Annotated in this window: 10 protein-coding genes; 9 read left to right on the top strand and 1 reads right to left on the bottom strand. The window is 41.0% G+C overall.

The genetic code is table 11. The features are described 5' to 3' along the window. Window positions 1-10: 10 nt before the first annotated feature. Complete coding sequence (locus PJIAN_RS08020) at window positions 11-445, bottom strand: MarR family winged helix-turn-helix transcriptional regulator (protein WP_068703856.1); 435 nt, start codon at window positions 443-445, stop codon at window positions 11-13. Window positions 446-695: 250 nt separating this feature from the next. Between PJIAN_RS08020 and PJIAN_RS08015 the strand changes: the two genes are divergently transcribed. The 9 genes from PJIAN_RS08015 to PJIAN_RS07975 all read left to right on the top strand — a co-directional run bounded on the left by PJIAN_RS08015 (window position 696) and on the right by PJIAN_RS07975 (window position 14487). Further along, on the top strand, window positions 696-1919 hold the full coding sequence (locus tag PJIAN_RS08015; protein WP_068703855.1) for a 3-deoxy-D-manno-octulosonic acid transferase: 1224 nt from the start codon (window positions 696-698) through the stop codon (window positions 1917-1919). Between the two features lie 122 nt (window positions 1920-2041). Continuing rightward, window positions 2042-3706 carry a nucleoside kinase gene (locus tag PJIAN_RS08010; protein WP_068703852.1) on the top strand — a complete coding sequence of 555 codons (1665 nt, stop codon included), beginning with the start codon at window positions 2042-2044 and terminating at the stop codon, window positions 3704-3706. 24 nt (window positions 3707-3730) lie between these two features. Continuing rightward, the gene (gene rpoN, locus PJIAN_RS08005; protein WP_068703851.1) at window positions 3731-5179 is read left to right on the top strand and encodes an RNA polymerase factor sigma-54; all 1449 of its coding nucleotides are present in this window, start codon (window positions 3731-3733) and stop codon (window positions 5177-5179) included. Between the two features lie 22 nt (window positions 5180-5201). Beyond that, on the top strand, window positions 5202-6227 hold the full coding sequence (locus tag PJIAN_RS08000; protein WP_201787353.1) for an alpha/beta hydrolase: 1026 nt from the start codon (window positions 5202-5204) through the stop codon (window positions 6225-6227). Between the two features lie 24 nt (window positions 6228-6251). Further along, a complete protein-coding gene (locus PJIAN_RS07995) occupies window positions 6252-6977 on the top strand; it encodes a lysophospholipid acyltransferase family protein (RefSeq protein ID WP_068703850.1) in 726 nt (241 codons plus the stop codon). Beyond that, window positions 6940-8490, top strand: a complete 1551-nt coding sequence (locus PJIAN_RS07990; RefSeq protein ID WP_172795590.1) for an OmpA family protein — start codon at window positions 6940-6942, stop codon at window positions 8488-8490. Before PJIAN_RS07995 ends, PJIAN_RS07990 begins: the two co-directional genes overlap by 38 nt. 43 nt (window positions 8491-8533) lie before the next feature. Beyond that, complete coding sequence (locus PJIAN_RS07985) at window positions 8534-9160, top strand: hypothetical protein (protein WP_068703845.1); 627 nt, start codon at window positions 8534-8536, stop codon at window positions 9158-9160. 16 nt (window positions 9161-9176) lie between these two features. Beyond that, the gene (locus PJIAN_RS07980; RefSeq protein ID WP_068703843.1) at window positions 9177-9944 is read left to right on the top strand and encodes a 3'-5' exonuclease; all 768 of its coding nucleotides are present in this window, start codon (window positions 9177-9179) and stop codon (window positions 9942-9944) included. A 253-nt stretch (window positions 9945-10197) separates the two neighbouring features. Then, window positions 10198-14487 (top strand): leucine-rich repeat protein, encoded by a 4290-nt coding sequence (locus PJIAN_RS07975; protein WP_068703841.1) that lies wholly within the window; start codon window positions 10198-10200, stop codon window positions 14485-14487. Window positions 14488-14505: the final 18 nt, after the last annotated feature.

The following is a 14505-nucleotide window of genomic DNA, read 5'->3' as shown; positions in this document are numbered from 1 at the left end:
TATAAAAAATTTATTGGAGGTTAGTCATTATTTTTTTGAGCACAACGCGGCAAACGTTCAGCTCGTCTTCAGTAATATTATTCAGGGTCTTTGTTGCAATGTTCTGGACTATATCCGTTGCTTTCTGTTGGAGTTTGTAACCGTCATCCGTGAGATGGATGAGATTGTTGCGCCGGTCGTTCTTGTCAGCCATTCGCATTACAAGGCTTCGTTTTTCCAAATTGTCAATTAGCCGGGTCATGCTGGGCTTGTCTTTGGAGGTGAGGCTGCAAAGAGTTTGCTGACTTACTTTGTCTTTTTTCCATAAGCAGGCCATTACCGACCATTGTTCTGTAGTGATGTCGATGCCTTGTTGGGAAAATGAGCGTAGAAATGTTCGGTTTATAGCATTGGAAACTTTGCCGGTTAATATGCTAAAAACTTCGTCTTCATGTACTTGTACCATATAGTTAGTTCTTTTATAGTTGCATAAACAACTGTGCAAATATACAACGAAACTTTCGGGTGATATTTTGTTTGTGAATAAAATATAGTTAAAAAATACAAATAAGATAATTAATATGGTTAGGTGTTTGATAATTAAATAGATGAATAATATTGTTTGTGCGTTGGTGGATGTTTCGACCTTGGAATATTAATGGCCAATTTAGGAGCAAAAAGGTTATCTTTGCAGCCTTGATTTACAAACTTTCATTATGTTTTTATTGTATAATTCGGGCATTGCCCTGTATCAGGCTGGTATTAAATTAGCCGCCAAATGGAATGAAAAAGCCGGATTGCTGGCGAAGGGGCAAAACAGTAGTTTCTCCATACTTCAGGATAAGATTATTCCGGGACAAAAATATGTGTGGTTCCACGCATCATCATTGGGTGAATTTGAGCAGGGACGTCCTCTTATTGAGGAACTAAAACGCCGTTCTCCCGAGAAAAAGGTGGTTCTGACATTCTTTTCGCCTTCAGGTTACGAGGTTCGGAAAAACTATACAGGAGCGGACGTTGTTGTCTATCTTCCAATGGATACTCCGGGTAACGTGTGCCGTTTTCTGGATATTGTAAAGCCCGAAAAAGCCGTGTTTATTAAATACGAGTTTTGGGCAAATTATCTGACAGAGTTGAAGAAGAGAGGAATCCCCACATATCTTGTTTCTGCTATTTTTCGTCCGCAGCAGGCATTCTTCAAATGGTATGGTGGTTGGTACCGCAAGCTTTTGTCTGCTTTTACGCATTTGTATGTTCAGGACAATTCATCGGAAGAATTACTCAAGACCATAGGTGTAACTAATGTAACTGTTGCTGGTGATACCCGTTTCGATCGGGTTGCCGAAATAGCTGCACAGGCGAAAGAGTTGCCTTTAGTTGAAGCCTTTGCTAAAGGACGACGCGTTTTGGTGGCTGGTAGTTCCTGGCCTTTGGATGAAGATATTTTGTTCGATTATTTTAATTCGCACGACGACTTATTTCTGATTGTAGCTCCACACGTCACAAGCGAATCTCACATTGAGGATATATGTCGCAAGCTGAAACGTCCTTTTGCCCGTTATACCAAAACAGACGAACAATATGCTGCTCAGGCCGATTGTCTGATCATAGACTGCATAGGATTGCTTTCGTCCATTTACCGGTACGGACAGATTGCCTATATCGGTGGTGGTTTTGGCGTGGGAATTCATAATGTGCTCGAAGCTGCCGTGTATGGCGTACCTGTTATTTTTGGCCCAAATTATCATAAGTTCAGAGAGGCTTGCGGACTGATTGATGCCGGAGGTAGTTTCTCTGTTTCTGAATCGCAACAATATGTAACCCTGATGGATAAGCTGCTGCAGAATAACGACTATTTATTGGAATGTGGAAAGAACTCGGCAGATTTTGTGAATGGAAATTTAGGCGCAACAGATTTAATAATGCATAAACTGGCATAATTATTGTAGTAATATCGGCTTTGAGCAGTGTAACCTGACCGTTTTTTCGCTAATTTTATAGCCCGATAGAGAATTTCTCCAAAGTTTATTCTCAGTTTTATTGTAGACGAATATATTCAGTTATGGATAAAATAGTAACCATCTATTGCAAAAACACTAAATCGTACCATGATTTTCAGGCCGGTAGTTCCCTTCTCGAGATTTATCGGAAATTGCAGGTAAAACTCCCGTTTCAGGTAGTGGCAGCATTGGTGAATAATAAGGTGGAAAGCCTTAATTTTTTGGTGTTTAAGCCTAAAGATATTTCATTTATCGATTTGAGCACTTCATCCGGAATGCGTGTATATGTACGCACATTGTCCATGGTGATGGCTAAAGCCGTAAATAACCTGTATCCCAATGCTATTCTTCATATTGAGCATCCTGTCTCAAAAGGGTATTACGGCAATGTGACGCAGGATGGAAAGGTGATAGCTGTAGATCTGGAGGCTATAAAAGAGAGGATGCGGGAGACTATCGAAGAAGATCTGCCCATCATGCGCGAAGAACGACAGACTCCCGAAGTGATTGAAATGTTTCGTCAGCGCGGACAATTTGATAAAGTGCGTTTGCTCGGAACTCTTGGCGTTCCTTATGCCCGTTATTTTCGTATGGGACATTTTATTGACTACTACAGCAGTGCTCTTTTGCCTTCAACCGGACAGGTGTCCATATTCGATGTAGAACCTTATCAGGATGGTTTTCTGCTGAGAGTTCCCAATCGCGATAATCCTGTGAAACTGGAAGATTTTGTAGATCAGCCGGTAATGTTCAATGTTTTCAAAGAGTTTATTGCATGGAATTCGTTGATGGGTATGCGTAATATCGGAGATCTTAATCATGCAGGTAAAAAAAACCTGACCTACACCTTGATAAATGTAGCAGAGGCGTTGCATGAGAAGAAAGTGTCGCAAATTGCCGATATGATTGCTCAACGTAAAGAGACCGCTCGCTTTGTATTTATTGCCGGACCATCGTCGTCGGGGAAGACTACTTTTTGCAAACGGTTGGGCGTTCAATTGGCTGTTGCCGGGATTCATCCGATCAGTATTTCGCTCGATAATTATTTCGTGAGCCGTGATCAAACACCGAAAGACGAAAATGGCGATTACGATTACGAAGCGCTGGCTGCTCTTGATCTGGAGTTGTTCAACGACCATCTTCGTCGTTTGTTGAAAGGTGAAGAGGTGGAGATTCCGACTTACAATTTTGACGATGGTAAACGTTATTATAAAGGTGATAAAATAAAATTGAAACCGGAAAATGTGCTGTTAATGGAGGGTATTCATGCATTGAATCCTGACCTGACAACCGCCATCCCGGATGAGAACAAATTTAAAATATACGTCTCGGCGCTGACAACTATAGCGCTTGACGACCATAACTGGATATCGACTACGGACAATCGTTTGATACGAAGAATAGTACGTGATTACAGGTTTCGGAATTACAGTGCGCGCGAAACCATCTCACGTTGGCCCAGTGTACGTAAAGGAGAAGATAAATGGATTTTCCCTTATCAGGAAAATGCGGATGTGATGTTCAATTCTGCTTTAATCTTTGAACTTGCAGTTTTGAAGAAACACGTGGAGCCCATTCTAGCCGAGGTGCCGCAGAATTGCGATGAATATACCGAAGCGCACCGCCTGATTAAATTTATGCGGTACTTTACGCCTATACGCGACCGTGAAATTCCCCCGACATCGCTTCTGCGTGAATTCTTGGGCGGAAGTAGTTTCAGATATTAAAAAGGAATTACCGTATTTTGAAATATGCTTAAACAACAACTGGCACAAAAACAACAACTTAAGCTGTTGCCTCAACAACTTATGCTGGTGAAGCTCCTCGAAGCCACTACAGTCGAGTTGGATGAGCGTGTCATTCAGGAACTGGAAAGTAATCCGGCGCTCGAAGAATCGGCCGGAGAAGACTCAAATAATGATTCTGACAATCAGGATGATTTCGGATCGAATCAGGATAACGGAGATATGGATCTGGGAGATTATCGGAATGAGGATGATATTCCAGATTATAAGTTAATTGCCAATAACCGTTCGAGAGATGAGAAAAAAGAGGACATACCGTTTTCGGCCGATCTTACCTTTCATGAGTTTTTGCAGGATCAGGTAGGACTTCGTTCGCTGACGGAATATGAACGTACTTTGGTGGAATACATTATTGGAAATATTGACAATGATGGTTATTTACGACGTTCGACCGACGACATGAGCAACGACCTGTTGTTTCAACTTGGACAGGATATAAGCGAAAAGGATCTGAATATTGCAATTGCTTGTGTGCAGGAATTTGATCCGCCCGGGGTTTGCGCGCGTTCTTTGCAGGAATGTTTGCTGCTTCAGCTACGTAGGGAAGAGTCCGATTCAGAAGCTTGTAGATTGGCACAGGTAGTCATAGAGAAGTATTTTGAAGAGTTTGCCCGTAAGAATTATCAAAAAATAATGTCGGAATTGGGGATCAAAGATGAGGCGATGAAACAGATCGTTCATGAAGTGTTACGTCTCAATCCAAAGCCCGGAAACGCATGGAGTACCTTGCTCGAAAAAAACAAGGAGATTGTTGTTCCTGATTTTATTGTTGAAAATGATAACGGCGTTCTGATAGTTACTCTTAATGACCGAAATCAGCATTCGTTGCGCGTGAATCCGGATTACCAACAGATGCAACAGCAACTGACCTCCGATAAAGCAGTTAACAGAAATGTAAAAGAAGCCGCGCAATACGTGAAGCAACAAATTGAGTCAGCTGAGATCTTTATTGATACTTTAAACCGGAGAAATACAACGCTGCTCACTACCATGCGGGCGATTATAGAACTCCAGCGTCCGTTCTTTCTGGATGGAAATGAGGCCTTGTTGAAGCCTATGATATTGAAAGATATAGCGGAGATAACAGGCTTTGATCTTTCGACGATTTCCCGTGTGAGCAATAGCAAATATGTGCAAACTGAGTTTGGAACCTTTCCGTTGAAATATTTCTTTTCTCAATTGGTGCAGACCGAATCGGGCGAGGAGTTCTCAATTCATGAAGTGAAAAATGCGCTACAGGATATTATTGAAAACGAAGATAAAAAGCATCCTTATTCGGATGAGAAATTGGCCGAATTGCTTACCAAAGAAGGTTTTGATATTGCCCGGAGAACGGTAGCTAAATATCGCGACCAGTTGGGGTTGCCTACTGCTCAATTGCGAAAACAGATTTAACAAGTTAAACTACGATAGAAAAATGATTAGAAAATTAAGTGTTATAGTATTGATATTGATCTCGTGCCTGAGTGTAAATGCGCAACTCAAACGTGAATATGTGCCGGATAGTTTATGTCAGGGTTTTCAGAAAACAACACTTGACATGGGCAATGACTACAACGGCAGGGTGGTGGCAACTCTTGTCAGAAAACTGGCTCCAGATACAACTACCCGTAAAGCAGTACTCTATATTCATGGCTACAACGATTATTTTTTTCAGGCTGAAATGGCCGAAGAATATATTAAGCATGGGTATAACTTTTATGCGGTCGATTTGAGAAAAAACGGTCGGTCAATTTTACCGGGTCAGGTGAGGGGCGATGTTAGAAATCTTGTTGAATATTACAACGAAATAGACGAGGCTCTGAATATCATCCATCGCGAAAAGAATACCTTTGTTGTGCTCAACGGCCATTCCATGGGAGGACTAATAGCTGCGCTATACGCGGAAGACCGCATTGGAAAAGAGAAATTCGATGCTGTTTTTCTGAATAGCCCATTTTTTGCATGGAATTTAAGTCCGATCCTCAGGGCAACCATTTTGCCGATTGCAGCAAGTGAAGGAGCTACCCGCCCGGAGAAAACACGTAAGGCTTCTGATGTGAGTTGGTACGGCGAAAGTCTTCATAAAAACTTTAAGGGAGAATGGGATTATAGCCTCACTTTGAAACCGTTGATTGCCCCAGATGTAACTTATGGCTGGATTCATGCCGTGAATGATGGCATCAAACGGGTGCAGGCCGGACTGCATATCGCAAAACCGGTATTGGTAATGCATTCCGATCGATCCATCAATACTAAGAAGTGGAATGATGATCTGTTTAATGCCGATGCAGTGCTCAATGTTGAAGATATTCACAAATATGCACGCAACATCTCGACCAATGTCAAAATTATCGGAATCACAGGAGGGATGCACGACTTGGTACTCTCCCGTAAGCCGGTACGCGATCAGGTCTACAGTCAGTTGTTCGACTATTTGAAGCAATATGAGCCGAAAAAATAACTAGATACTTAATTATCACGGCAAATGAAACGCAGATTTAATCCGGTTCTTTTTTTATATCAATGGCTGATATTCATTCCATTGTTTGCAGTTGCCACTGTTTTAACAGCATTGTTTACGATGTTGTTTGCGGCATTGTTTCGCGATAAGGAGATAACTTATCTGCCAGCCCGTGCCTGGTCGCGTTTTGCATGTTATGGAATGTTTATTACCGTACATGTGGAAGGGGCGGAAAATATCTCGAAAGAGGAATCGTATATCTTTGCTGCTAATCATCAGAGCGGATACGATATTTTTCTTGTCTACGGATGGCTCGATTCGCGTTTCAAATGGATCATGAAGAAAGAGCTGCGCAAGATTCCGCTCGTGGGAGCAGCATGCGAAGCCGCCGGCCATATTTTTATAGATCGTACCAGTCCGATGTCGGCAAAAAAAAGCATAGACGATGCTAGTCGTAAATTGGTGAACGGTTCGTCGGTGGTTATTTTCCCTGAAGGAACCCGTTCCAAAGATGGCAAATTGGGCAAATTCAAGCGCGGGGCTTTCTTTCTTGCTTCCGAAATAAAACTGCCGATCGTTCCTTTGACGATAAAGGGAACATACAAGGCATTACCTATATGGAGCTATCTGATCCATCCGGCCAAACTGACTTTGGTCATTCACAAGCCAATACCTTATGAACCTCTTTTTGATCAGGATCAACAATTACTAATTGAAAGGGTTAGAACCGAAGTTGAAAAAGGCATTTAAATATCGGATTGTTTTTTGCGTGCTGCTTTTTACAGTGGCTTGGATTTCTGTTTGCGGACAGGCACCCGTCATGTCATCGAAACCGATAAATGTTTCATCGGTCAATTCTCCGGATGATGATTATTGGCCGACGATCTCAGCAGATAACCATTACTTTGCAACAACGGTAAGCCATCGGGGAGAGTCTGTATATCAGGCAACACAGGAAGATTTGACGATATTTGAAAAAGATTCTGTCGGAAACTGGAAACCCGATAGCGTGTTGACCAAACCTTTGAATACACCTTATAACGAGGGATCGCCTGCATTTTCAGCTGACGGGCGTTACCTCTTTTTTGTTGCTGCCGATCGAAAAGACGGCTTGGGCAGTTGCGATATCTATTATGTCATTCGGCACGGCAACCGTTGGTCGCAACCGATTCATGCAGATGCTCCGTTGAATACCCGTTTTTGGGAGAGTAATCCATCACTCTCAGCCGATGGGCGAACGCTCTTTTTTGTATCCAACAGGACGGGCGGAAAAGGCGGAATGGATATATGGAAGTGTGCGGTAGCCGTGCAATCGGATGGACTGCTACGGTTTTTTAATGCGGAAAATCTGGGCGATAGCATCAATACGGCAAAAAATGAAATGTCGCCGTTTATTCATCCGGATAACGAAACGCTCTATTTCTCGTCCAACGGACATGGTGGATATGGCGGAAACGATATTTTTGTTGCCCGGAAAAATCAAATAGGACAATGGAAACAACCTGTAAACCTAGGCAATACGATCAATACTCCGGGAGATGATACCGGCTTTGTTGTTGAAACAGGAGGTCGTTACGGTTTTTTTTCGACCAATGGTTTGGAACAGAATGGGAAAGGCCGTGAGATTTACAAGGTGGAGCTTCCGGTAGAAGTCCGTCCCCGATCTGTGATTTGCTTTGAAGGGATCACTACTGATGCTGCAAACAAGGAACCGTTAAGGGCATTGGTTGAGGTGACTGATTTAAGTTCCGGACAAAAAATACAGACTCTTTATGCGGATGACGTTACCGGAAAGTTCTCAGTATGTTATCCGGTTGGTAAAAAATACGGACTCACGGTGTCAGCCAAACCTTATTTGTTTGAATCGTTTGAGCTTGGAGACTCGTCAAAGAATGTGAAAGTAGCGCTGCAAAAGATTGCCAAAGGCAGGAAAACGACGTTGAGGAATGTCTATTTCGCCTTTAATTCCTGGCAGTTGCAGCCCGAATCGATGCCCGAACTTAAACGCTTGGGGCGCTTTTTGCTCGAATATCCTTCGGTGAAAATTTTAATAGAAGGACATACCGATAATGTTGGCACAGAGAGCTATAACATGGAGCTTTCAGGAAAAAGAGCCAAAGCGGTTGTCGACTTTTTGATGACGGGAGGAATTGCAGCCGACCGTGTCAATTTCAAAGGGTATGGCGCGACACGTCCGCTTGCTACGAATGACACCGAGCAAGGCAGGGCATTGAACAGGAGAACGGAAATTGAGATAGAGTAGTGAATTACTGAAAAATAAATAGTTGACAAATTCAAGAATAACTATGTATCGTGTATTTATTTCTTTAGCTATTGTGTTGGCTTTGTGTACCGGATGTTCAAAAAAAGATCAGGTGAAGCGGGTGCACTCCAAACATACGGTTTACGAAATGTATCTTCAGCGGGGAATCGGAAGTCTGAATAACTTTAACGCTACCCACGATTCTTTACAATTGATTGCTGCCGGGCATTATCTTGACAGTGCGTCTCATCAGAAAAATTTGCTGAATTTCATCGTGGTACCCAGAGTGACGGTTTATCTTTTGAGGGCACAACTGGATCTGGGGCGTAAGTATGTGGAAAGTATTGATGCTCGTCAATTTCCGCGGCCTTATTTGAAAGAGATGTACCGGCATTTTTTGGATGCATTGATGTACAACAAACAACGTGATATTGAAAACCGGGATGCAAGTATGAAAAAAGCGATGGAGAGTGTTGAGCAGTATCTCTCAACTCATCCCAAGGATAAAGATGCAATTTCGGATATGTTCTCTTTGAAATTGTATTCAGAACCTTCTGAAAAGTTATTTGCAGATATGGATGCCTATGTGAAAAAATATCCTGAAAGTAAGTTGGTTGTGGAGGATTTGAGGAAATCGCTGAAAGCCGTTATGAAAAAAGCAAGACAATAATAAAATTCTAATTATAATGCAGTTAAATTTAAAAAATCCGTTGGTCATTTTCGACCTGGAAACAACAGGTATGAATATTGCTTCCGATCGGATAGTTGAAATCTCGTACCTGAAAGTTTCTCCAAACGGGAAAGAAGAGTGTAAAACTTTAAGACTAAACCCCGAAATGCCTATTCCGCCTCAGTCGACTGAAATTCACGGTATTTCGGACGCAGATGTGGCCGATTGTCCGACATTTGTCGAAGTGGCTAAAAATTTGGCAAAGGACATCGAAGGATGCGATTTGGCGGGCTACAATTCCAACCGTTTCGATATTCCGCTGTTGGCCGAAGAGTTTATTCGTGCCGATGTGGATATTGATTTGATGAAACGCAAATTTATTGATGTACAGACTATTTTCTACAAAAAAGAACCCCGAACACTCTCTGCCGCTTTCAAATTCTACTGCGACGGTGATCTGGAAAATGCCCATAGCGCAGAGGCCGACACCCGTGCAACCTACGAAGTGTTGAAAGCTCAGCTTGATCGTTATGAAGACCTGGAGAACGATGTGAACTATCTCTCTAAATTCTCGTCGTTTAACCGTAATGCCGATTTTGCAGGGCGTATTGTGCTGGATGATAATGATGAAGAAATTTTCAACTTTGGAAAATACAAAGGACAAAAGGTGGCTGATGTTTTGAAACGTGATCCCGGTTATTACGGCTGGATTTTGCAGGGCGACTTTACCCTTCATACCAAAAAGGTAATTACGAATGTGAAACTGAGGAGTTTCAATAAATAAGTAGATAAAAGCTGTGGTTGTAAAATCACAGCTTTTTTTATGCATTCAAATGTTTTCTGATTGGTGGTTTTGTTTTGGGGTCATTTTAAGCTAAAATAAATTATCTTATATTTGTTGGATTCATTCAAATGTTTTATTTTTACAGCTTAAATTAGAAAAATAAAAAACATTTTCTGTTGTGTGCTGCTGTAGACAGAAAATGTTTGTTTTTTTTCTATGTGATCTCTGAATTATACCTGTAAAAACACCACTAATGAGAAAAATAGTACTCTTCTTTGTTTTAATTCTATTTAGCCTGCAAGCTTGGGCCGGCGACACTTTCACCGTAGATGGCGTAACCTATACCATTACCGATGCCACTAATAAAAAGGTGGCAATAGGAGATAGATCAACCGCCGCTATCAGTACATCCACATCCGGAGCATTTACAATTCCTTCTTCGGTAAGTTATAATGGAGATACATATGCGGTAACCCAAATATACTCTTTTGCTTTTTCTTGTTGCTACAGTTTAAACTCGATTACCATTCCTTCATCTGTTACGGCAATAGATAAAACTGCTTTTGTTTACAGTTCTTTAGCATCTGTTTCGGTCGATAGTGAAAATTTGAATTTTAGTAGCAATGATGGTGTGTTGTTTAATAAAGCACAGACTGCGTTGATTCGATATCCACCGAATAAATCCGGAGCATCCTATGTTATCCCTTCATCTGTTACTTCGATTGGAGATGGTGCTTTTGAGGAATGTTCTATGTTGACATCTATTAATATTCCTTTTTCTGTAACCTCAATTGGAAGTTCAGCTTTTGCATTTTGTGATAAAATAACAAATATTAATATATCTTCATCGGTGACGTTTATAGGTGATCAGGCTTTTTATTATAATGAAGCTTTAGCATTCATTTCAGTCGATAGTAATAATTTGAATTATAGTAGTAATGATGGAGTGTTGTTCAATAAAGCACAGACAACGTTGATTCAATATCCATGGAAAAAGCCGGGCGTAGCCTATGATATTCCTTTATCTGTTGCTTCTATAGGGGATTATGCTTTTAGTGGTACCGCTTTGACCTCCATTAGTATCCCCCGATCTGTTACTTCAATTCGGCATAGTGCTTTTGCTAATTGCGATGCTTTAATCTCTATTACCATCCCTTCTTCTGTAACCTCGATTGGAAGTAATGCTTTTTTTGGTTGTGCCGCCTTAAACTCTTTGTCTGTAAATAATGTTTCTCCGTCTAATATTACGTTAGATCTTTTGGTATTCTCGGGAGTTTCCACTACCATCTGCACGCTTTACGTTCCAACCGGTTCGAAACCGCTCTATGCTGCTGCCAATCAATGGAAAGACTTTGTCAATCTCATTGAGGGTAGGTTAACTCCGCGGATTGACATCAGTGTATCCCAATCAAACATATGTTCAGGTAGCCCAGCTACTTTTACAGCAACATCAACGGATGGAGGTGATAGCCCGGCTTATCAATGGAAATTAAATACAAAAAATATTCCGGGAGCAACAAACTGTATCTACTCTACTACGACGCTAGCTAATAACGATATTATCTCGTGCGATGTTTCTAGTACATTGTCTTTTTTAGTATCTAACTCGGCAATGAGTAATGTGATAACAATGAAGGTTACTCCTAGTGTTGCACCTGTGGTGAGCATTGCCTCTTCGGTATCCAAAATTTACCCGGGGGGATCAGTTACTTTTACGGCGACTCCAATAAATGGAGGTACAACACCTTCTTATCAGTGGTATCTCAATGGAGATGCTATTTCTGGAGCCACAAATAGCACCTATACAAGTACAACTATTAAGGATAATGATGAGATTTACTGTGTTTTGACCAGTAGCTTTCCGTGTGCCACAATACCGACTGCAACCAGTAATACCATAACAATGTCGATGATTTCTGTTGCACCATTGGTGAGCATCAAATCTTCGACAACCAAAATTTATTCCGAAGGGTCGGTTACTTTTACTGCAACTCCGACTAATGGAGGTACAGCTCCGGCTTATCAGTGGTATTTGAATGGCGTTGCTATTTCAGGTGCTACAAATAATGTTTATGAGAGTGCAACCCTAAAGGATAATGATGAGATTTCCTGTGTTATGACTAGTAACTTTCCTTATGTAACGACATCATCAGCAACCAGTAATACCATAACAATGGAGGTAAGTAACTTTTTTACATCCGCTGGAATTGGCTATTATGTTACATCACCTTCATATCCTTATACTGCCAAGGTAGCAAATGATGGTGAGGTTTCTTATACCGGGAATGTTGTGATACCATCTTCGGTGTCTTATTGTGGTACAACATTTAGAGTTACATCTATTGGCAATTTGGCTTTTTGTGGAAGTAACGATTTACTTTCGGTGACCATACCATCGTCGGTTACTACAATTGAAAACGGTGCTTTTATTGATACTAATGGTTTGACATCTATTGCTGTTGATGCTTCAAATCCAAATTATTATAGTAATAATGGTGTTTTATTCAATAAGCAAGCAACAATGTTAATTACATGTCCGGAAGGTAAATCTGGAAGTTACACAATTCCTTCGGGAGTTACTACCATAGCGGATAGTGCCTTTATTCAATGTGATAGATTAACATCGGTAACGCTACCTTCTTCATTGACGACCATAGGGGATAAAGCTTTTATGAATTGTAGCAATATTACATCAATCACATTTCCTCTTTCAATAAAGAACATAAAAGATGAAGTATTTACTAATTGTACCGGATTGAAGGATATTCATGTTAAAAATGCATCGCCTTCTGATATAGAATTAGGTGTTAGCGTTTTTTATGGAGTATCCGGTTCTGATTGTATTTTGTATGTTCCAACGGGATCTAAATCTTTTTATTTGGATGTTTATCCATGGAATACGTTTCAAATAGTAGAAGATGCTAATTTATTTGCAGTGTATGTCACAACAGGTAGTGTCGGTGGAGTCGCAACGGGCGGAGGAACCTATGAATTAGGCTCGTTTTGTAGTCTTAAAGCTACTCCATCTGTAGGTTATGGATTTCTGGCTTGGATGGAAAATGATACAATAAGATCTACAAGTCCAATTTATTGTTTTCCTGTAAGCGGAACGCATACTTTTGTTCCTAACTATGGTAAAATCTGTACAATTTCTGCATCTGTAAATCCGAGTGTCTGTGGAGTTGTAAACGGTGCAAGGTCTTATGTTGCTGGGCAATTGTGTTTACTTACCGCTACAGCAAGTTCTTCATACGTTTTTGCTAACTGGACGGAGGGTGGCTCTGAGGTTTCAAAAGATGCCAATTATACATTTAAAGTAGACGGGGATAGAACCTTGGTTGCTAATTTTGTTCCTTTGAATAATACGATTTCTGCGACATCAAGTTCAATATCAAATGGTGCAGTGTCAGGAGGTGCAATATATACCTACGGTTCTTCCTGTACCCTAACTGCCATTCCAAAATCAGGGTATGTCTTTACAGGTTGGACGGAGAGTGGAAGCGTGGTGTCCACTAAGTCTAAATATACGTTTACAGTCACTTCGGCACGTGCGCTGGTTGCTAATTTTGAGGCTGTTAAAGTAGTGGTGACTCAGCCTGATGGCAGTTCGGTAACCAGCTATCCATCCTTTTTCTCTAGTACTGCCACGGTAACTCCGGCAACCGGATTTGTGTATAGTGTGGATGGTAGGGCTTATCAATCAGCTAATGTGTTTGATTATTTGGCTATCGGTACTCATTCTATCATACTGAAGAGTGTCGCTGATAGCGTGGTGTCGTCTCCTGTATTGGTTTTTGTCAATGCGGCAGGCGTTGCTACATCTAAAAACTATAAGGTGAAGGGAACTAACTGTAGTTGTCGTGATACAAATGACGGCAAAATAGAGGTTACTCTGGATAAACTGTATGAATATGAAGTTAGAGTGGTTGGTACTAATAATAAAACGTATGATAATTCAATCATATTTACAGATAAAACATTTAGTTTGTCCAATCTCCCGGCGGATACCTACACCCTGACTTTTAAAATTGATTTTCTGGAGAACTATGAGCAAACATTCAAGGTTATAATCTCTCAACCCGAAGATTTGAGTGTATTGAAAGTAAGCGCAGCCCCGAATAGTGCACAGTATTCTGTAAGCGGAGGAAGCAATTATTTCGTTGTGGTAAACGATCAAACCACAGAGAATAATGATGGAAATATAAATGTCTCTTTGCAGCCGGGCGAAAACAGGATAAAAATATATACGGATAAGCTTTGTCAGGGTGTGTATGAAGAAACGATATATAACGATGTGAGCGGGCAGCTTTCGTTCTTTCCTAATCCGACAAAGGGTAAAATAACAATAGGTATTCCCGAAGAGGACAAGGATGTGACGATAGATTTGTTTTCGTTGAATGGTCAATTATTGCGAAAATATAAATACCAGATTCCTCAAAACAAATTGGTCAATATGGATATTTCTGACTTCTCAAATGGAACATATATCGTTAAAGTTAACGGCTCTGTTATTCACAGAAGCCTGAGGGTGGTTAAGCAATAGATTCATGATGAGCACGAA

The sequence above is a fragment of the Paludibacter jiangxiensis genome (assembly GCF_001618385.1).
In the GTDB taxonomy this organism is placed as follows: Bacteria; Bacteroidota; Bacteroidia; order Bacteroidales; family Paludibacteraceae; genus Microbacter; species Microbacter jiangxiensis.
The sequence above is the reverse complement of the archived record's forward strand: the minus strand, read 5'-3'. Positions and strand labels throughout refer to the sequence as shown.